The sequence below is a fragment of the Ruegeria sp. BHSC276 genome (assembly GCF_059612945.1).
This window is the reverse complement of sequence record NZ_JBXWRP010000006.1, coordinates 119,016-137,742: the sequence shown is the minus strand read 5'-3', so window position 1 is coordinate 137,742 and position 18,727 is coordinate 119,016. Positions and strand designations below refer to the sequence as shown.

The 18,727-nt window shown below is 62.8% G+C and carries 17 protein-coding genes; 2 read left to right on the top strand and 15 right to left on the bottom strand.

Annotated features, from left to right (window positions below; all coding sequences use genetic code 11):
* Positions 1 to 44 precede the first annotated feature (44 nt).
* Positions 45 to 2,654: a bifunctional lysylphosphatidylglycerol flippase/synthetase MprF gene (gene mprF / locus AC2FMD_RS11505; protein ID WP_496795027.1), complete on the top strand. Its 2,610-nt coding sequence runs from the start codon at positions 45 to 47 to the stop codon at positions 2,652 to 2,654.
* Positions 2,655 to 2,657: 3 nt separating this feature from the next.
* Here mprF and AC2FMD_RS11500 read toward each other — a convergent pair whose 3' ends face one another.
* The 9 genes from AC2FMD_RS11500 to AC2FMD_RS11460 all read right to left on the bottom strand — a co-directional run bounded on the left by AC2FMD_RS11500 (position 2,658) and on the right by AC2FMD_RS11460 (position 7,401).
* On the bottom strand, positions 2,658 to 2,975 hold the full coding sequence (locus AC2FMD_RS11500; RefSeq protein WP_496741902.1) for a TolC family protein: 318 nt from the start codon (positions 2,973 to 2,975) through the stop codon (positions 2,658 to 2,660).
* 83 nt (positions 2,976 to 3,058) lie between these two features.
* On the bottom strand, positions 3,059 to 3,244 hold the full coding sequence (locus tag AC2FMD_RS11495) for a hypothetical protein (protein WP_496741904.1): 186 nt from the start codon (positions 3,242 to 3,244) through the stop codon (positions 3,059 to 3,061).
* Between the two features lie 12 nt (positions 3,245 to 3,256).
* Positions 3,257 to 3,715: a TolC family protein gene (locus AC2FMD_RS11490; RefSeq protein ID WP_496741906.1), complete on the bottom strand. Its 459-nt coding sequence runs from the start codon at positions 3,713 to 3,715 to the stop codon at positions 3,257 to 3,259.
* A complete protein-coding gene (locus AC2FMD_RS11485) occupies positions 3,675 to 4,250 on the bottom strand; it encodes a hypothetical protein (protein ID WP_496795026.1) in 576 nt (191 codons plus the stop codon). The genes AC2FMD_RS11490 and AC2FMD_RS11485 overlap by 41 nt, the downstream gene beginning before the upstream one ends.
* A gap of 2 nt (positions 4,251 to 4,252) precedes the next feature.
* A complete protein-coding gene (locus tag AC2FMD_RS11480) occupies positions 4,253 to 5,299 on the bottom strand; it encodes an HlyD family secretion protein (RefSeq protein WP_496795025.1) in 1,047 nt (348 codons plus the stop codon).
* Positions 5,300 to 5,417: 118 nt separating this feature from the next.
* A complete protein-coding gene (locus AC2FMD_RS11475) occupies positions 5,418 to 5,771 on the bottom strand; it encodes a DUF3302 domain-containing protein (RefSeq protein WP_496741912.1) in 354 nt (117 codons plus the stop codon).
* A gap of 34 nt (positions 5,772 to 5,805) precedes the next feature.
* The gene (locus AC2FMD_RS11470) at positions 5,806 to 6,375 is read right to left on the bottom strand and encodes a disulfide bond formation protein B (protein WP_496741914.1); all 570 of its coding nucleotides are present in this window, start codon (positions 6,373 to 6,375) and stop codon (positions 5,806 to 5,808) included.
* A 9-nt stretch (positions 6,376 to 6,384) separates the two neighbouring features.
* On the bottom strand, positions 6,385 to 6,540 hold the full coding sequence (locus tag AC2FMD_RS11465) for a DUF5993 family protein (RefSeq protein WP_490362420.1): 156 nt from the start codon (positions 6,538 to 6,540) through the stop codon (positions 6,385 to 6,387).
* A 99-nt stretch (positions 6,541 to 6,639) separates the two neighbouring features.
* Positions 6,640 to 7,401 carry a DeoR/GlpR family DNA-binding transcription regulator gene (locus AC2FMD_RS11460; protein WP_496741916.1) on the bottom strand — a complete coding sequence of 254 codons (762 nt, stop codon included), beginning with the start codon at positions 7,399 to 7,401 and terminating at the stop codon, positions 6,640 to 6,642.
* A 230-nt stretch (positions 7,402 to 7,631) separates the two neighbouring features.
* On the opposite strand from AC2FMD_RS11460, the gene glpD reads away from it, so the two are divergent.
* Positions 7,632 to 9,227 (top strand): glycerol-3-phosphate dehydrogenase, encoded by a 1,596-nt coding sequence (gene glpD, locus AC2FMD_RS11455; protein WP_496741918.1) that lies wholly within the window; start codon positions 7,632 to 7,634, stop codon positions 9,225 to 9,227.
* Positions 9,228 to 9,296: 69 nt separating this feature from the next.
* Here glpD and AC2FMD_RS11450 read toward each other — a convergent pair whose 3' ends face one another.
* From AC2FMD_RS11450 to AC2FMD_RS11425, 6 genes are all read right to left on the bottom strand, one after another.
* Positions 9,297 to 12,431: an efflux RND transporter permease subunit gene (locus AC2FMD_RS11450; protein WP_496795024.1), complete on the bottom strand. Its 3,135-nt coding sequence runs from the start codon at positions 12,429 to 12,431 to the stop codon at positions 9,297 to 9,299.
* Positions 12,432 to 12,434: 3 nt separating this feature from the next.
* A complete protein-coding gene (locus AC2FMD_RS11445) occupies positions 12,435 to 13,613 on the bottom strand; it encodes an efflux RND transporter periplasmic adaptor subunit (protein WP_496741922.1) in 1,179 nt (392 codons plus the stop codon).
* 188 nt (positions 13,614 to 13,801) lie between these two features.
* Positions 13,802 to 15,520, bottom strand: coding sequence for a methionine--tRNA ligase (metG, locus tag AC2FMD_RS11440; RefSeq protein ID WP_496795023.1), 1,719 nt, complete (start codon positions 15,518 to 15,520; stop codon positions 13,802 to 13,804).
* A gap of 69 nt (positions 15,521 to 15,589) precedes the next feature.
* Positions 15,590 to 16,813 (bottom strand): MFS transporter, encoded by a 1,224-nt coding sequence (locus tag AC2FMD_RS11435; RefSeq protein WP_496743324.1) that lies wholly within the window; start codon positions 16,811 to 16,813, stop codon positions 15,590 to 15,592.
* Positions 16,814 to 16,887: 74 nt separating this feature from the next.
* Positions 16,888 to 17,484: a YceI family protein gene (locus tag AC2FMD_RS11430; RefSeq protein WP_496743322.1), complete on the bottom strand. Its 597-nt coding sequence runs from the start codon at positions 17,482 to 17,484 to the stop codon at positions 16,888 to 16,890.
* Positions 17,481 to 18,695, bottom strand: coding sequence for an MFS transporter (locus tag AC2FMD_RS11425; protein WP_496795022.1), 1,215 nt, complete (start codon positions 18,693 to 18,695; stop codon positions 17,481 to 17,483). The genes AC2FMD_RS11430 and AC2FMD_RS11425 overlap by 4 nt, the downstream gene beginning before the upstream one ends.
* Positions 18,696 to 18,727 lie beyond the last annotated feature (32 nt).

Below are 18,727 nucleotides of genomic sequence, written 5' to 3'. Positions count from 1 at the left end.
CTGCCACTGAGGGGGCGGCGACCGGAACGGTGGGGAGGCGCAGGATGAGTACGACCGAAACAGGCAAGCCGCCCAATCCCGAACCGTGGGTTGCACGAGTGACCGCCATACTGGAAAAACCCGTGGTGCGGGTGGCGGTACCCGTACTGGTGACCCTGATCGCGCTGACCGTTCTGCATGATCTGGCCGGACATGTCCGCTGGTCGGATGTCAAGGCGGACATGGCGCAGACGCCATGGCGGGTGGTTGCACTGGCCGTGTTCTGGACGGCGTTCAGCTTCGTGTCCTTGTCGCTGTATGACGTCTTTGCGGTTCAGAGCGTTGCTAAGGGCAAGGTTCCGCTGCGCGTTGCCGGCCTGGCTGGGGCCTGTGGCTATGCCGTGTCGAACTGCCTCGGCTTTTCCTATATCACCGGCACGGCGATCCGCTATCGGATCTATGCTTCGCTGGGCCTCGACCTGGGGCGGGTTGCAGGGGTGATCGCGACCTCGTGGGTGGCGTTCTGGATGGGGCTGGTACTGATCCTGGGGGGGCTGCTGACCTTTCACCCGGACGGGATTGCACAGGCGCTGCCCATCAGCGCGCCGGTCGAAACCGCGATTGGCCTGGGGTTGCTGGCGGGCTTTACCGCGCTGTTCCTGTGGCTGTCACGCGGCGCCCGGCGCCTGTCGGTCGCGGGACTCGGCTTCAACCTGCCGGGCGGCAGACTGGCCGGGCTTCTGACACTTGCGGCGGTCGGAGACCTGCTGGGCGCCTCGATGGTTCTGTACGTCCTGATGCCGGATGATCTGGGGGTCGGCTATCCTCTGTTCTTCACGATCTTCATCTGCGCCATCGCCGTCGGGATTCTCAGCCATGCCCCCGGTGGGCTTGGCGTGTTCGAGGCCACGTTGATCGCGGGGCTGGGGGCCTCGGGCCGGTCAGACGTGATCGCCGCCTTGCTGCTGTACCGGGTGATCTACACCTTTTTGCCCTTTGCGATTGCCAGCTTGTCGATTGCCACAGCAACCGCCGTTGCGCATCGCCGCCGGCTGGGGGGCGCGGCGACCTGGTTCTATCGCGCCATCCGTCCCATCGTTCCGATGGCGGCTGCGGGCATCGCCGCCATGGCCGGCGCAGTGCTTCTGATTTCGGGCAGCTTGCCGGCCAGCTCGACGAAGCTGGGGATACTGCGCGATTTTCTACCCCTGTCCTTTGTCGAGGCATCGCATCTGGCCGGTAGCGCCATTGGCGTTCTGCTGCTGCTTGTGGCACGGGGACTGTACCGCAAACTGTACCGAGCATGGATCGTGGCCATGATCCTGATGCTGGGCGGTTTCTTCGCGTCTCTGGCCAAGGGTCTGGATACGCACGTGGCCATCGGAATGCTTGCAGCCATCGGTTTGTTGGCCCTGTTTCGGGGGGCTTTCTACCGGGTCAGCGGCGCATCCATCTTTCGACTGAACATTCCATGGCTGGTCAGTCTGATCGCGTTGCTGGCGGTGATCTTCTGGATCGGGTTGTTCGCCTATTCCCATGTCGAATACGAAAATGCGTTGTGGTGGGAGTTTGCATGGAATGGCGATGCCTCGCGGTTCCTGCGCTCGAGCATGGTGGTGGCGGTGATCGTCGGGGTGGTGGCCGTGAACTCGTTGTTCGGACGCACGATCCCCGCACGTCAACGCACCGAGATTCCTGCGGCGGTCGAACGTCTGGCGCTGGCCAGCGAAGACACCGAGGCGCAGATCAGCCTGACCGGCGACAAGCAGTTCCTGATCGCGCCGGATGAAAGCGCCTTTCTGGCCTATGCCGATTCCGGCAACGCGTTGATCAGCAAGGGCGAGCCTGTCGGCGATGAGGCCGCCGGCCAGCAGCTGATCTGGCAGTTGCGCGAAATGGCCGATGCCGAAGGCAAGCTCTGCGCATTTTACAGCGTGTCCACCAAGTATCTGCCTACGTTTCTGGACCTCGGGCTGTCGATCCTCAAGATCGGTGAAGTCGCCCGCGTTCCGCTGAAGGACTTCACGCTGGACGGAAAATCCCGCAAGCGGTTCCGTCAGGCCCGGAACCGGGCCGAGCGTGAAGGATATGTCTTCGAGATCATTCCCAAAGAACAGCTAGCACCAGTGCTGCCGGAGCTGCGCCAGATCTCGGATCACTGGCTGGAAGGCAAGGCGGGCGCAGAGAAGGGTTTTGCCCTGGGCGGGTTCGACGAGCAGTATTTGTCCTATTTCGATCATGCGGTTCTGAAGAACGGCGAGACAGGCAAGATCGTGGCTTTTGCCAACCTGTTTCAGGGCGGCAACAAGTCGGAATTGTCGCTGGATCTGATGCGGTACGAGCCCGACTGCCCCAGCTTTGTCATGGACGCTCTGTTCGCCGAGATGATGAACTGGGGCGCCAGCCAAGGGTTCCATTGGTTCTCGTTGGGGGCCGCGCCGTTTTCCGGGATCGAGAACCGGCAACTCGCGTCGTTGTGGAACCGGATCGGCGGCTTCGTCTACGAGCACGGTGAGCAGTTCTACCACTTCGAGGGGCTGCGCGCCTTCAAGCAAAAATTCGACCCCGAATGGAGCCCCAACTATCTGGCCAGCCCGGGCGGTCTGGCCGCGCCGCGCATCCTGTACGAGGTGAATATCCTGATCTCGGGCGGCCTGACGGGCCTGACGAAATAGCGCCTAGTTCAGACTTGCCCGTTTCGGGTCTTGCTGCAGCAGGTCACCCCAATCGGTGCGATAGGCCATCTCGGCCAGTACGGTTTCGGGCAGGAATTCCTGGTTCTGACGGATCTGCCAGCCCCCGCCCAGACCTTTGTAGACCGCGAGCAAGTTCGACGAAACCTGCTGGCGCGACTCGATCAGATTGGCTTGCGAGCGCAGAAGCGCGGTCTGCGTGTTCAGCACGCGGGAATAATCGGCGATGCCGTCACGATATTGGCTGACGGCGATGTCGGCGGCCTTGCGCACCGCGTCGATACTGCGTTGGTAATACGTCACCTTCTTGCGTGCCTCGGCCTAGGCGACCATGGCGCTTTCGACCTCGGAATAGGCGGTCAGGACGGTGTTCTGATAGTTGGCGATCAGCGCCTCATAAGCGGCGTCCTGTGCGCGCACGTTTTCTTGATCCGCCCATAGTTCAACACGTTCCAGACCACGCCGGCGCTGGCCAGACCCGTGATGCTGTTCGAACTGAACAGGTCGCGCCCGCCCGATGCCCGCAGGCCGATCGACCCCGACAGGATGAATTGCGGATACAGGTCCGCCATAGCAATGCCCACCTACGCCGATTGCGTGGTCGCGGCCAGTTCAGCGGCGCGTACGTCGGGGCGGCGGCGCAGCAGTTCGGCCGGAACACCGACAGCCACGTTCGATCTTGCCGACGGTATTCGTCCGAACGTTCCCAGCAGACCGGTCATGCGCGATGGTGTCGTGCCCAGCAGAACCGCCAGCGCGTTCTTGGCCTGCTGCAAATCGTTTTCCAGCGTCGGCACCAGCGCCTTGGTGTTGTTCAGCAGGGCAGTGGACTCCTGCACATCCAATTCCGTCGTCACACCATTGTTGAACCGCAACTGGTTCAGATCGTTGGCTTCCTGTTGCAGCTTGATGTTCTCGCGCGTGACGGCCAGAGACTCCTGCAGCGCGCGGATGTTGATGTACAGCGCGGTCACATCGCCCGTCAGCGTCACCAGTGCGTCGTCATAATTGGCGACCTGCAGCGCCAAGTTCGACCGCGCCACCTGCACCCCGCGCCGCTGCGCCCCCCCGGACATCCAGTTCCCACTGGGCGTCAAATCCCACCTGCGACGTCGAGAACTCGGTATCCAGCGAAATGATCCGGTTGATATCGGCAATGGGACCGAGGTTGTCGCTGATCCCGCGCCGCTCCAACGCGCCGCCCACGGCCTGAGACTGCGGATAGAGCTCCCCGAAGGCGATTCCCAGCTGCGCGCGGGCCTGCAGCACGCGCGCGCCTGTGACCTGAAGGGTCAGGTTCTGGGCATAGGCCTCGGCCACCAGCTTGTTCAGGGTCGGATCATTGAAGCTCTGCCACCATTTGACCACGGGCGCGCTGCGCGATGTCAGACCGCTGGCCTGGCTGGCGCTGGGGCTGTTGGCCTCCATCCACTGTTTCACGACCGGCGAGTTGGGGCGCACGAAATCCGGCGCGACCGGGGTGCATGCAAACAGCAACGCGGCGCTAAGCGCGGTGCCAACTAACATGCGGCGGCGGTTTCGTGGCCTGCGCGGATGGTCCGGGTTCATGTGTGTCATGCTCAGATATCCAGCGGTCGGATGAAATTGGCGAAGGAATAGAGGCGAATGTTGATGCGCCGAAGAAACTCGAAACTTTTGCTTTGCCCCGTGTAGAGGGCCACGGCCGCGTGCCCGCCAGCGGGAACGGTATGGCCTTCGGGGACGTCGACCGAGATCTGCACCGCGACACGCCCGGGAATTTTGGGCAGCTCGAGCCCCGGCAGACACCCGGAGGGCAGGTATTGCCCTTGCCGGGTGGCCCACCAGATGGCCTCGACCTTGCCGGTCAGATTTTCACCCGGATAGAGGTCCAGCGCGACTTCGACGGGCTGACCGGGTTCGACGAATTTCAGGTTCTGCTGACGAAAGGTGGCGAGTATATAGGGCGAATCCTCGGTCACGAAGCTGGCGATGGCCCCCAGGCGGATATCGCCGACCACAAGGCCGGGACGGACCTGTTGCGAGAAGATCATGCCGTTTTCGGGGGCGTAGTTCGTCGTATTGTCCAGGAAATACTGTGCTTCGGCCAACTGCGCCTTGGCCTGAAGGATACCGGTGTTCACTCCGTCGATCTGTGATTCCTGCGCAAGTTGCGCCTTTCTGAGATTGGTCTCGGCCTGTTTGACCGCAGCCTGATCTTCGGTCACCTGCTCGTTCCAGCGGTCCAGTTCGTCCTGACGCGCGCCCCCGGCAGGCACCAGGTTTTGATAGCGCGCCTTCTGCGTCATCGCATAGGCCAGCTGGGTATTGGAACGCTCCACCGCCTCGGTTGCGGCGATTACGTCCTGTTCCAGGATCTTGGCGTTCTGCTCGGCCGCCACCAGTTGGGCCTGAGCGTTCTCGACCACCAGCTTGAATACCGCGTCATCGAAGCGGTACAGCGGATCGCCCTTGGTGATGGGCGTGTTGGGTTCGATCAGAACTTCGGTCAGGATGGTCGGCTGGGTCAGTTTCGGGACGATCTGGATGGTGGACCGCACAACGTGCCTGTTGATCGAGAAGGGCCGAATAAACCGCAGCGCGACAAGGAAGATCAGCAGCAGATGGGCGCCGACCCAAAACGACACGGTTCCCCATACGATGTTGAACTTGAGCCATTGTGCCTTGAAGAAAATAACCAGACAAAATTAATTAGAAAAGCGTGATGCCGAGGGCGACGAACATGGTGTTTTGGGTCCTTTGGCTTCAGCCTTCCTTCGGCGCCACGGGCGCTTGGTACTCGTCCTTGACCTGTCCGCCAAGGCGTTCGATCTCCTTGCGGATCGCGTCTCGCTTGCCCTCGGGCAGGCGGCGGATGTCGACCGTCATCCCGTCGTGGTAGGCCCAGATGAAGGCATGGACCCAGGGGATCACGGCCAGGAAACCCATCCATCCCATCAGATTGACGGCTTCGGCATGGGGGTGGTTCCGCTTGATCGCGATCCGGCCGGGCAGGCCCATGATGAACAGAAACAGCGCCATCACCGCCGCCAGCAATAGGATCAGCGCGACGAATGTCAGATAGTCGTAGAAGCCCAGCGGCTGTCCCAGCAGTCCCATCTTCGCGCCTTCTTCGGGGCCGGTGGCCCCGTCGTCAGTTTCCCGGGTCCAAGTCGTCAATCAATTTGTAGCTGGTCGGCGGGTCGGCGCAGATGCCCGGACCGCATTCCAGCAGCGTCGAACCAGCGTTCAGCACCGCAAGACCCAGCATGATAAAGAACGCGACCTTCGCCAGCCTGTTGCCGCCAAAGCGTGGCAGGGAGCGGCGGTCTTCGACATATTGCCGGTCGAACATCAGCATGATCGCAGTGCCCAGCAGGATCAGGAAAAAGCAGATCGCGGCCCAGGTGTAGTAGTGCAGGCCCAGAACCGGAGACCCATAGTGCCCGGTTCCCGGCACGATATGCAGCAGGATCTGCCGGACCGAGACGCTGCCGCCATAGAGTGCCGCGATCAGCATTATCGCATAGTGCTGCGGTCGCGGCCCATACAGCAGGTTCAGCCCCAGCCCGACGCCCACCGCCACGAAACCCACCCGTTGCAGCAGGCACAGCGGACAGGGCAGTTCGTAAAGCGCCAACTGATAGACATAGGCCAGCACCAGCACCAGGCTGACGGCCAGCATGCCGATGGCATTCAACGTACGGGACAGGTCCGGTGTCATCGGCGCCTCCTACAGCTGAATGGTCAGTTGGCTGGTGGCGTGGTATTTCAGCCAATAGACGCTCAACGCCAGCGTGAAGAAGAACACGGCGGTGCCGATCCGGGGTCTTCCAAAGTAATTCAAGGCCATCACGGCCGCCAAAAGCGCAAACAAAAGTGCGATCATGGCCCGGTCCTCCCTTCCCGTGCGATGATGCAGTTCACGCGATAGTGGCAGGCGGTCGGCGATCTGGCAAGCTTTGACGACAATAGCCTTGCGCGGCCGTCAGCGGCAGATCACCAGGCGGGTCTGCCATTCCTTGCAGCGGTCTGGCAGCGGCGCCGGGGGGGTGGTGTCGGTGTAGAAGGCGTCGATTTCGGCCAGCGAGGCGATGCGGGCAGGCGCCGAGCGTTGGAACTTTGACCCATCCGCCACCAGCCACACCCGCCGGGCCTGGGCGATGATCGTTTGGCTGACACTGACCTCTTGAAAATCAAAATCCAGCAGATCGCCTTCGGTATCTAGGGCAGAACAGCCGATGATCGCGTGATCGAACTTGAACTGGCGGATCGTGTTCACGGTGAGATTCCCAATCAAACCGCCATCGGCGCGGCGCAGAATGCCGCCGGCCACGACGATCTGGCAGTCGGGGTTCTCGACCAGGATGTTGGCGACGTTCATGTTGTTGGTGACCACCATCAGGTTCCTGTGGCCCAGCAACTGGCGCGCGACGGCCTCGGTCGACGTTCCGATATTTAGAAACACCGAGGCGCCATCGGGGATGTCGGCCGCGCAGCGCCGGGCAATGCGGGCCTTGGCCTCTTCGTTCAGGTCGCGCCGGTCCTCATAGCCGATATTGGTCACGCCCGACCTCAGCACCGCACCGCCATGCACGCGGTCCAGCTTGCCGGCCTCGGCCAGTTCGGTCAGATCGCGGCGGATGGTCTGAACCGTGACGCCGAAGCGCTCGGCCAGGTGATCAACCGAAACGCGCCCGTTCCGTTTGGCCAGTTCAAGGATGTCGGTTTGGCGAAAGGACAGCGACATGGGGGGCTCCGATCCGAGGCTGTGTTCGTTTTTGGTCGTTTTTGTGTGATTTCGCAAGCCTGTATCGGTGCGCGCCCCATTCGATAGTGTCAAAACTCTGGGGAAAATCCTGTATTCCAAGTTCCTTGACGGGGGGGGTGTAAGGAAGAAAAGCGAACATAAACCTTGACCAAACGAACTACGATGACGTTAATGCGCGCATCTCCCGGGCAATATGGAATCACGCTCAGATGGCACAGGACGACACCCCGATCACCGATCTTTTCATCATTGGCGGCGGCATCAACGGATGCGGTATTGCCCGCGACGCAGCAGGCCGCGGCCTGTCGGTGGCGCTGGCCGAAATGAACGACCTGGCCTCGGCCACGTCTTCGGCCTCGACCAAGCTGTTCCACGGGGGGTTGCGATATCTGGAATATTTCGAGTTCCGCCTGGTGCGCGAGGCGTTGATCGAGCGTGAAACCCTGCTGCGCGTCATGCCGCATATCAGTTGGCCGATGCGGTTCGTGCTGCCCTATCACCCCGACATGCGGTTCGACTCGGAAACTCCGACGTCGCGCCTTTTGGGGACCGTCATGCCATGGATGAAGGGGCGCCGACCTGCTTGGCTGATCCGTCTGGGTCTGTTCATGTATGACCACTTGGGCGGGCGCAAGATCCTGCCTGGCACGACCTCTTTGAACCTGCGCACCGCGCCCGAGGGGGCGCCGCTGCAGGACCGGTTCGAAACCGCCTATGAATACTCGGACTGCTGGGTCGAGGATTCCCGTCTGGTGGTTCTGAATGCCCGCGACGCCGAGGCGCGCGGGGCGCGGATCATGGTGCGCACCAAGGTCTTGTCGGCCGAGCGGGCCGAGGGCGTCTGGCGGATCACCGTGCAGGATTGCGACAGCGGCGAGACCCGCGAGATGCGCGCCCGGATGCTGATCAACGCGGGCGGGCCTTGGGTGGGCGACATCATCCGCACCAAGATCCGCTCGAATTCGCGCGAAGGGGTCCGGCTGGTGCGGGGCAGCCATATCGTGGTGCCGCGCCTGTATGACCATGACAAATGCTATTTCTTCCAGGGCGAGGACGGCCGCATTATCTTCGCCATCCCCTACGAGCAGGATTTTACCCTGATCGGGACCACCGACCAAGACCACCCCGATCCGTCCGAACCGCCCGTCTGCAGCGAGGCCGAGCAGGACTATCTTTGCGCCTTCGCGTCAAAATACTTCAAACAGCCCGTAACGCGGGAGCAGATCGTCTGGACCTATTCGGGTGTGCGGCCCCTGTATGACGACGGTGCGCAAAGCGCCACGGCGGCGACGCGGGACTATACGCTGAAGGTGGATGCCGAGGGTGGTGCGCCGGTTCTGAACATTTTCGGGGGAAAGATCACCACCTATCGCCGGCTGGCCGAAAGCGCGATGGACAAGGTTGCCGAGCATTTCCCGGACCTGCCCGGCCCCTGGACCGCGGGCGTTGCCCTGCCGGGCGGTGATTTCCCTGTTGAAGGGGTGCAAGGACTGATCGACGGATTGATGGCCGATTTCGCCTTTCTGACCCAAGGCTGGGCGCGTCGGTTGGTGCGCGCCTATGGTACTGAGGCCCGGCTGATCCTGGGCGATGCAATATCCGCCGCGGATCTGGGCGAAGATTTTGGGGCGACGCTGACCGAACGCGAAGTGGTCTGGCTGATGGACAAGGAATACGCCCGCACCGCGCAGGACGTGATCTGGCGTCGCAACAAGCTGGGCCTGCGACTGAGCGCCGATCAGGTCGCGCGGCTGGACGCGTGGATGCAGGTGCGTCGTCATGCGGAACCCGCGCTGGCGGGCTGATGAAATTGTGGTCGCCGAAAAATCGCCCCGCATCAGCGGGGCGGTTTTTGTTCCTAGTCCGCCGGGAACTCAGGCCGTTTCCTCGGATGGCCCCGAACCCTTGCTGCCCTTGATCCATTCCCGCAGCCCCTGCATGACGGCATAGAGAACCGGAACCACGATCACGCCGACCAGCGTGGCCGCCAACATGCCGCCGAACACGGCCACGCCGATGGCCTTCTGGCTGGCCGCACCGGCCCCGCTGGCCGCCAGCAGCGGCACGACGCCCAGTAGGAAGGACAGCGCCGTCATCATCACGGCCCGGAACCGCTGATGCGCGGCCTCGGCGGCGGCCTCTTTGATAGACAAGCCCTTGGCGCGCTGCTCCATCGCGAATTCCACGATCAGAATGCCGTTTTTCGATGCAAGCCCCACCAGCATGATCATCCCGATCTGCGTGTAGAGGTTGATGTCGCTGCCCACGATCGCCACCGCCGCGACCGCGCCGAACAGGGCGACGATCACCGACAGCAGGATCGAAACCGGCATGGTCCAGCTTTCGTATTGCCCCACCAGGAACAGATAGCCGAACAGGATCGCCAGCCCCAGGATCACCACGACCAGCCCGCCTGAGGCCAGCTGCTGCTGGGCCGTACCGGTCCATTCGAACGCATAACCGGGGGGCAGGGCGGTGGCTGATTCCTCGGTCATCACGGCGATGGCGTCACCGGTCGACAGCCCTTCGGCCGGCACCGCCGTCACAGTGGCCGAGCGGAACAGGTTGTGCCGCTTCAGCAATACTGGCCCCAGCACGTTTTCCACGTCGATCAGCGTGCCCAACGGAACCATCTTGCCCTCGTTCGAACGCACATACAGGTTGGAGATGTCCTCGACATTGTCGCGATACGACCCCTCGGCCTGGATCATCACGCGATAGACGCGGCCGAACAGATTGAAGTCGTTGACATAATACGACCCCAACTGCGCCTGCATGGTCTGGAAGATCTCGGCGACCGAGACCTGCAGCGTCTTGGCCTTCTCGCGGTCCAAATCCACGAACAACTGAGGCACGTTGGCCCGGAAGGTCGTGTAGGCTTGGCCGATTTCCGGCCTCTGGTTGGCGGCATAGACAAAGGACCCGACCGCCGACGCGAGATCCTGAGGCGAGCCGCCTCCGGTTTGCTGCACCTCCATTTCCACGCCGGCCGACATGCCCAAACCCTGGATCGGTGGCGGGTTAAAGGCCACGATCGAGGCGGCGGATTCACCATTGGCGATGGCCAGCACCTTCTGCAGGATGGCGTCGGCGCTCAGGTCTTCATCCTGGCGGTCGTCCCAGTTGTCGAGGTTCGCGAAAATCGCTGCGCCATTGGTGATGGTGCCGTTGAGCATCGAAAAACCGTTGATCAGCACGGTATTGGCCACGCCGGGGATCTGGCGGATCTGGTCGTCGACGCGCTTGGTCACGGCCTCGGTCCGTTCCAGGGTGGCCGCGTCGGGCAGTTGGATGTCGACGAACAGGTAACCGTTGTCTTCGAGCGGGAGGAAGCCGCTGGAGGTGTTCGACATGATCGTGACCCCGCCAAAGCCGAACCCGGCCACGATTGCCAAGGACACTGCCGGGACGATCAGCAGCTTGCGCACGATGGCCACATAGCCCGCGCGCATCGAGCCGATAAACCCCTCGAACGCGGCCAGCAGCCCCTTGGGCGGGCCGGACCGCGCCTGCAAGACCATTCCGCACAAGGCCGGAGACAGTGTCAGCGCGTTGATCGACGAGATCACGACCGCGGTGGAAATGGTGACCGCGAACTGGGAATACAGCCGCCCCGAGATCCCGGGCATGAAGGTCACGGGCACGAACACCGCCAACAGGACAAGCGTGGTCGCGATGACAGGGCCGGTGATCTGGCCCATCGCCTTGCGCGTCGCTTCGGCGGGCGGCAGGCCTTCTTCGGCGATGATGCGTTCCACGTTCTCGACCACCACGATGGCGTCATCGACCACGATGCCGATGGCCAGCACCAGCGCGAACAGAGAGATCGTGTTCAGCGACATGCCGAACAGCAGCAGGAACGCGAAGGTTCCGATCAGCGAAACCGGAATGGCCACCGCCGGAATGATCGTGGCCCGCCAACTGCCCAAAAACACGAAAACGACCGAGATCACCAGGATGAAGGTCAGGATCAGGGTCGAAACCACATCGTTCAAGGATTGTTCGACGAAATCGGTGGTATTGAACGGAATCGCGTATTCCACATCCGTCGGGAAGGCACGCGACAGGCGCTCCAGTTCAGCCTCGACCCGCTCGGAGACGGCCAGCGCGTTGGCGCCGGGTGCCTGATAGATGCCGATCACGGTGGCAGGCACGGCCTGGAAATACCCCGATGCCGCATAGTACTGGGCGCCCAGTTCGACCCGCGCGATGTCACGGACCCGCACGATGGACCCGGCGTCGCCGGTGCGGATAACGATATCGCCGAATTCATTGGCCGACGTCAGGCGTCCTTTGGTCTTGATCGTGTATTGAAAGGTCTGGCCCTCGGGCACGGGCGGAGCACCGATCGAGCCAGCCGACACCTCGATATTCTGTTCGCGAATGGCAGAAATCACGTCACCCGGCGTGATCGACAGGGCAGCCATCTTGTCAGGGTCCATCCAGATCCGCATCGCGTATTCCAGATTGGTCAGAACCTCGGCCTTGCCCACGCCCTGCACCCGCGCCAACGCATCCTTGAGGTTGATCGACGCGTAGTTCGACAGAAACACGCTGTCATAGGTGCCACTGGGCGAGGTCAGCGTCACCAGCAGCAGCATGTTGGTCGACGCTTTCTGGGTTACGACCCCGGAGGCGGTAACCTCGGCGGGCAGCGACGACATGGCCTGCGCCACCCGGTTCTGAACGTTGACCGAGGCGATATCCGGGTCGGTGCCGACCTCGAAGGTGATGTTCAGCGAATAGGATCCGTTGTCCGACGAGGTGGAGGTCATGTAGATCATGTCGTCCACGCCGTTGACCTGCGCCTCGATCGGGGCGGCCACTGTGTTTTCCACGGTTTCGGCATTTGCGCCCGTATAATTGGTCGAAACGCTGACCACCGGGGGCGTGATATCGGGAAACTGCGCCACCGGCAAAACCATGTAACCGATCATGCCCATGATCGTCAGGACCAGTGAAATGACGAAGGCCAGCTTGGGCCGGCTGATGAACAGGGCGGAAAACATCGGTTATTCTCCCGGCTGTTCTGCAGCGACGACCGCGTCCACGGCCACCCCGGGCCGCACGCGCTGCAGCCCCTCGACGATGACGCTTTCGCCTTCGCGCAGGCCCTCCTTCACGATCACCACAGAACCCACGTTATCGCCCGTGGTGATGTACCGTTGTTCGACCATCTGCTTGTCGTTTACGACCAGAACGAACTCGCCGCGCTGGTCGCGCTGCAAGGCGGCCTGCGGAATCAGAACCTCGAGCGTGGGTTCCAGCGCCTCGATCTGGACGTTGACGAAAGCGCCGTCGACGATGAGGCGGTCGGTATTTTCAAACTCGGCCCGCAAGGTGATGGCGCCGGTCAAAGGGTCTATCCGGTTGTCGACGAACACGATCTTGCCGGTCTCGGGCAGCTCGGTTCCGTTTGGCAGGGTCAGCTTGACCACCGGGCTCTTCTCGCTTTCGGCCAGGGTCGATGCGGTTTCGTTGACCGCTTGAAGCACCGAGGTGAACTGTTTCTCGTTCAACGAGAAAGTCACATAGATCGGAGCCTCGCTGACCAGGTTTACCAGAGGTTCGGTGTTCGGACCGACGACATCGCCGACGCTGACATTGATCCGGCTTAGCCGGCCGTCAAACGGTGCGTGGATCTTTGTATAGCTCAGGTCCAGTTCGGCCTGCCGGATCGCGGCCTGTGCAGCTTTGACTTCGGCCTCGGCGACCAATTCGTTGGCGCGTGAAATGTCCACTTCCGATTCCGGCGTGGCTTCGCGCCGGAACAGCTCTTCCTTGCGGGCCAGATCCACCTTGGCCAGTTCCAGATTGGCCTCGGCACGGTCCAGGTCAGCCTTTCGCGCCTCGAGCGTGGCCTGATAGAGGTCGGGTTCGATGGTGAACAGTAGGTCGCCATCCTTGACTTCGGCGCCGTCTTCGACCTCGCGGCTTTCCAGGAAACCGCTGACGCGAGCGATGATGTCGACTTTGTTGATCGCCTCGGCGCGGCCGATGAAGGTCGCTTCCTCGGTGATTTCCTGCGTATAGGCCGCCGCGATCGAGACCTTGGGGGGCGGCGCGCTGGAGTCTTCCTGCGCCGATGCCGGCTGCATCAGGCCAATCGCAATGATGGCGGCAACCAACCGTCCCGCACGACCAACGGCGCGGGGCAGAGGAGAGCGGCTCGGCGGGGAAACAGGGTTCATGACAATTGCCTCGTTCAATGCGGGCGCGGGGCCCGGATCTGCTGTCCGGTTCAGAGGGCCCAGACGAAATTCATCGTCAGGATGGAGGCAAAGGGATTATTTCTCAAGCCTTTGATTGTGCAGGCTTGGCGCGTGCGAAAAAAAACGGGGGCCAGATGGCCCCCTGTTGCACCCCGTCGCTGCGCGGGTCAGGCGCGCGTTCCGGCAAAACGTGTTTGCCAGTCTTCGCGCTGTTCGTCGGTGATCTTGGCGAAGAGAACGTCCGGCACCGTGAACGTGTGCCCGGCGGGCAGGGCGCTCAGCGCGGCCTCCACGTCGTCGGGCCAACTGGTGTCGAGCGTGTTCATCGCGCTCAGCATCTTGGCCGAGGTCTCGGGAATAAACGGGGCGCTCAGCACCGCGTAAAGACGGATCAGGTTCAGGCCAAGGCGAACCTGCGCGGCGGCCTGTTCCGGGTCTTCCTTGAAGGTGGACCAAGGCGCAGCGGCCTGCAGGTATTCGTTGCCGGCGACCCAAATCGCGCGCAGTTCCTGCGCAGATTTGCGGACCTCCATCGCCTCCATATGCGCTTCGTAGGCGCGGATGCGCTTGGTCAATTCCTCGATCAAGGCCTGTTCGCGTTCGCCGTATGCACCGCCGGCCGGAACTTCTTCGCCGAATTTTGAGCGGCAGAACTTGGTGATGCGGCTGACGAAATTACCCAGGACGTCGGCCAGGTCCTTGTTCACTGACTGCTGGAAGTTCTCCCAGGTGAATTCGCTGTCGCTGCTTTCGGGCGCGTGGCTTAGCAGCCACCAGCGCCAGTAGTCGGCCGGCAGGATGTCCAGCGCCTGGTCCATGAACACGCCGCGGCCCTGGCTGGTCGAGAATTGTCCGCCATCATAATTCAGATAGTTAAACGATTTCAGGTGATCGACCAACTTCCACGGTTCGCCCGAGCCTAGGATGGTGGCCGGGAAGGACAGGGTGTGGAACGGCACGTTGTCCTTGCCCATGAACTGCACATAACGCACGTCGTCGGCGCCTTTGTCAGTGCGCCACCAGCGTTCCCATTCCGCATCCGGCTTACCGTGGGCATCGGCCCATTCCTTGGCGCAGGCGATGTATTCAATCGGCGCGTCGAACCAGACGTAGAAGACCTTGCCCTCCATGCCGGGCCAGTCCTCGTCGCCCTTCTTGACCGGAATGCCCCAGTCCAGATCGCGGGTGATGCCGCGGTCCTGCAGGCCGTCGCCGTCATGCAGCCATTTCTTGGCGATCGAGGTGGTCAGCACCGGCCAGTCGGCCTTGCTGTCGATCCAGGCGTCCAGCTGATCCTTCATTGCCGACTGGCGCAGATACAGGTGCTTGGTCTCGCGCACCTCAAGGTCGGTCGAGCCGGAAATCGCGCTGCGCGGGTCGATTAGATCGGTCGGGTCCAGCTGCTTGGTGCAGTTCTCGCACTGGTCGCCGCGGGCCTTTTCGTAACCGCAGTTGGGGCACGTGCCCTCGATATAGCGGTCGGGCAGGAACCGGCCGTCGGCGTTGGAATAGACCTGTTTTTCGGTCACTTCGCGGATCAGCCCGGCCTCGGCCAGCTTGCCGGCAAAATGCTGGGTCAGTTTATGGTTCTGCGGGCTGGACGATCGGCCAAAGTGATCGAAGCTGAGGCCAAAGCGCTTGGCGATGTCGGCCTGCACCTCGTGCATCTCGGCGCAGTATTCGGCCACCGGTTTGCCGGCCTTGGCGGCGGCCAACTCGGCCGGGGTGCCGTGTTCGTCGGTGGCGCACAGGAACATGACCTCGTTGCCGCGGCCGCGCTGGTAGCGCGCAAACAGATCCGCCGGCAGCTGCGAGCCGATCAGGTTTCCAAGGTGCTTGATCCCGTTGATGTAGGGAATTGCCGAGGTAATGAGAATCCGAGCCATGTTTGGTTTCCGCCTAACTGTCTGCGGGCGCTCTATCAAACCGGATCGGGAAATCCCAGCCCCAGATTGCTATCGACCTTCGCGCGACCTCTTGAGCAGCTTGCCGATGGTGAAGGATGTGCGCGGGGCATAGACGTAATGAGTCCGGTCCTCGGGTGTCGGGCGCGCTCGCATCCGGCTCAGGCCGAACAGGATCAGGCAAAGATGCCCTGCCGCGATCAGGCCGAACAGGGCGGGTGGGCCAAATGCGCGGATCAGGGCCGAAGACAGATAGGGGGCCGCAATTGCGCCCATCGCGTACCAGAACATCATGGCTGCCGCCAATTCGACCCGCTGTTCGGACGTAGCGAAGTCGTTTGCGTGGGCGGCTGACACCGAAAAGACGGGAAAGGTCGTGAACCCGAACAGCCCGGCGGCCAGCATCACGCCCATCGTTCCGCTTCCACCGGCGGCGGCGGTGACTCCACAAGCCAGAATGGCGGATACCGAAATCCACAAAAGAACCCAGCGGCGGTCGTATTTGTCGGCCAACCATCCGACCGGATATTGCGCCAACACGCCGCCCAGAACGAACGAGGCCAGGAAAAAGGCGATCTGGTCCACCGCCAGCCCCACGCCCTGGCCGTAGACCGGCCCGACCATTCGGAAAGATGCCGCGCTGATGGCCGACACGACGACACCCACCACCGCCAACGGCGAACAGGCCCAAGCCAGCCTGGGACGGAGGCGCGGGGCCTTGGGCGTCGCCGGTTGCGTGGCTCGCGAGAGGGTCAGCGGCAGCAGGGCCGCGCAGCACAGGATAGCCAGCACGTTGTAGGAGACATAAGAGGCCGGCGGCAGCACCGCGATGATCAGCTGCGCGGCCAAAGAGGCGCTGGCGTCGGCGATCCGGTAGGTACCCATGGCGCGGCCGCGGGTTTCATTGGTCACCTTGTCGTTCAGCCACGCCTCGATAACGGTATAGCAGCCAGCCACGCACAGGCCCGAGGCCACCCGCATCGCAGCCCAGGCATAGGGGTCTTCGGTCAGCGTATGCCCTATCAGACCCATGGCACCCAGCGCCGTGCAGGCCGCGAAGGCGCGCGAATGGCCGACGCTGCCCATCAGGCGCGGCGCCCACCAGCAACCGATGAAGAACCCAAGGAAATGCGCCGACCCGAGCAGGCCGATCTGCTCGGTTGAGAACTCCAGCGTCAGGCCGGAAATGGCATCCAACGGGCCGACACCGCCGGTGGAAAGCTGCAATAGAATGACCGACAGGAAAAGGGCGGCAAAGGTAATGATCGTGCGCATGGTGTCCCTGTTTGAGCGTATCTTTCCGCGATGTGCGCGCCTATTCGACGCGCCGATGTCGTTTTCCGCCCGCCTCAGGTTTTTCGTTCGATTTCCGCGCGAATATCCAACCCGACTGTCGGTCCGACCAGATCGGCATATCCCGAAGCCCCGAATACGTGGCGGTTCAGCGCCCCCGTCAGGTGGATGTACAGGCGGTCAAGCTCGTCCCGCGCCGAGCCGGGCGGTCGGAACAGCGCGGCCTGAAGGGCGATTTGGCGGGTGAGGCCGCGCAGGGTCAGGTCTCCGGTGACAGTGGCGCCGTCGGAGATACGTCCGCCCCGGCCCAGGTGGATGCGGGTCGAGCGGAACCCGATCGCGGGAAACCTTGCGGCGTCCAGTACCTGTGGGCCCAGCATCGGTTCGCGCGCGAAGGGCAGGCGGGTTTGGGCCCGCGCCACGTCCAGAACGACCGTGGCGCGGCTGTTCCGCAGGCGGCGCGTGTCCACCCATACATCCGCTGATCGGATCGGCATGGTTCCGGTCTGGGGCGTGCCCGACAGATCGAAGGTGAAGGCGATCAGGGTTTTCGTGCGGGCGAGCACGTGGGGAACGGGTACGGCGAGGGTCGGAGGCGCGGCCACCAGGGCTACAAGTGCGGCCATCAGGTCTCGGCGGCGCAGCCATGTCATGCGATGGCCCCTTGTTGGCGCGGGCGGGACCTGTGCAGCAACGTCAGTATGATGGCGATGTTCAGCCCATTCCAAAGGATCCCGTTCACGAAGGCCAGTGTGTACTGCCCGGTGACGTCATAGATCCAGCCCGACATCCATCCGCCCAGCGCCATGCCCAGGATGGTCATCATCATCACGAATCCGACCCGTGCCCCGGCTTCTTGCGGGGGCATGTATTCCCGGACGACCAGCGCATAGCTGGGCACGATGCCGCCCTGCGCCAGCCCGAACAGCAGGCTGATGACATAGAGCGACACCATCCCGTCATAGGGCAGGAACAGGAACAGGGCGATGCATTGCAGGATCGACCCGATCAGCAACGTGTGAACACCGCCCAACCTGTCGGCCACCAGCCCCGAAATGATCCGGCTGACCACGCCGCCCATCAGCATGAGCGACAGCATCTCGGCCCCGACTGCCGGGCCATAGCCCAGCCCCACGCAATAGGAGACGATATGGACCTGCGGCATCGACATGGCGATGCAGCAGCCGATCCCGGCGAGGCCCAGCGCATATTGCAGGGTCCGCGGCGACAGGCCGACGCTGCGCGCGTTGATCTGCGCGGCGGCTGCGGCGGTGCCATGCGCCGCGGCCGGGACCTGCCGGCGCAGCAGCAGCGACAGCGGGATGACCACGATCAGGGTGATGACCGCCAGTGTCAGATAGACCTGCTGCCACCCGTCGCGGGCGAGGATACCAGACAGGAGCGTGGGCCAGATCGCGCCGGACAGATAGTTTCCGCTGGCCACCAGCGCCACGGCGATCCCGCGGCGGCGTAGGAACCAGTGCGAAATATCGGCGATCAGCGGGCCGAACCCGACGGCGGTGCCCAGACCCAGCAGCAGATGCGCCGCCGACAGCAGCGTGATCGTCGGCGCCCATGTCGCCAGCAGATAGCTGAGCGCGCTGAGGCCTGCGGCACCGATCAGCGCTTTGGTCACGCCCATTCGGTCCACCACCTGACCCAGCCACATGTTGCCAAGCGCAAATCCGATCATGGTCAGCGTGTAGGGCATCGAGGCCTCGGCCCGGCTGGCGCCAAACTGGGTCTCGATTGCGGGCATCACCACGATCACCGCCCACATGCCCACATTGGCCACCGCCGCGATGGCCAGCGTGACCAGAAGGCGAAGCCAGGAATAGCGGCTGTCGTGGATCGGGTGGGTCATTCCGGCACGCTAGGACGCGGGTTGCGGTTTGA

Coding starts and splice junctions, on each gene's coding strand:
- AC2FMD_RS11485 (WP_496795026.1), bottom strand. CDS start 4,250: ATGACACACATGAACCCGGACCATCCGCGCAGGCCACGAAACCGCCGC.
- AC2FMD_RS11450 (WP_496795024.1), bottom strand. CDS start 12,431: ATGTTTTCCGCCCTGTTCATCAGCCGGCCCAAGCTGGCCTTCGTCATT.
- AC2FMD_RS11430 (WP_496743322.1), bottom strand. CDS start 17,484: ATGACATGGCTGCGCCGCCGAGACCTGATGGCCGCACTTGTAGCCCTG.
- AC2FMD_RS11460 (WP_496741916.1), bottom strand. CDS start 7,401: ATGTCGCTGTCCTTTCGCCAAACCGACATCCTTGAACTGGCCAAACGG.
- mprF (WP_496795027.1), top strand. CDS start 45: ATGAGTACGACCGAAACAGGCAAGCCGCCCAATCCCGAACCGTGGGTT.
- AC2FMD_RS11445 (WP_496741922.1), bottom strand. CDS start 13,613: ATGAACCCTGTTTCCCCGCCGAGCCGCTCTCCTCTGCCCCGCGCCGTT.
- AC2FMD_RS11495 (WP_496741904.1), bottom strand. CDS start 3,244: ATGGCGGACCTGTATCCGCAATTCATCCTGTCGGGGTCGATCGGCCTG.
- AC2FMD_RS11465 (WP_490362420.1), bottom strand. CDS start 6,540: ATGATCGCACTTTTGTTTGCGCTTTTGGCGGCCGTGATGGCCTTGAAT.
- glpD (WP_496741918.1), top strand. CDS start 7,632: ATGGCACAGGACGACACCCCGATCACCGATCTTTTCATCATTGGCGGC.
- AC2FMD_RS11435 (WP_496743324.1), bottom strand. CDS start 16,813: ATGCGCACGATCATTACCTTTGCCGCCCTTTTCCTGTCGGTCATTCTA.
- AC2FMD_RS11425 (WP_496795022.1), bottom strand. CDS start 18,695: ATGACCCACCCGATCCACGACAGCCGCTATTCCTGGCTTCGCCTTCTG.
- AC2FMD_RS11475 (WP_496741912.1), bottom strand. CDS start 5,771: ATGGGACTGCTGGGACAGCCGCTGGGCTTCTACGACTATCTGACATTC.
- metG (WP_496795023.1), bottom strand. CDS start 15,520: ATGGCTCGGATTCTCATTACCTCGGCAATTCCCTACATCAACGGGATC.
- AC2FMD_RS11470 (WP_496741914.1), bottom strand. CDS start 6,375: ATGACACCGGACCTGTCCCGTACGTTGAATGCCATCGGCATGCTGGCC.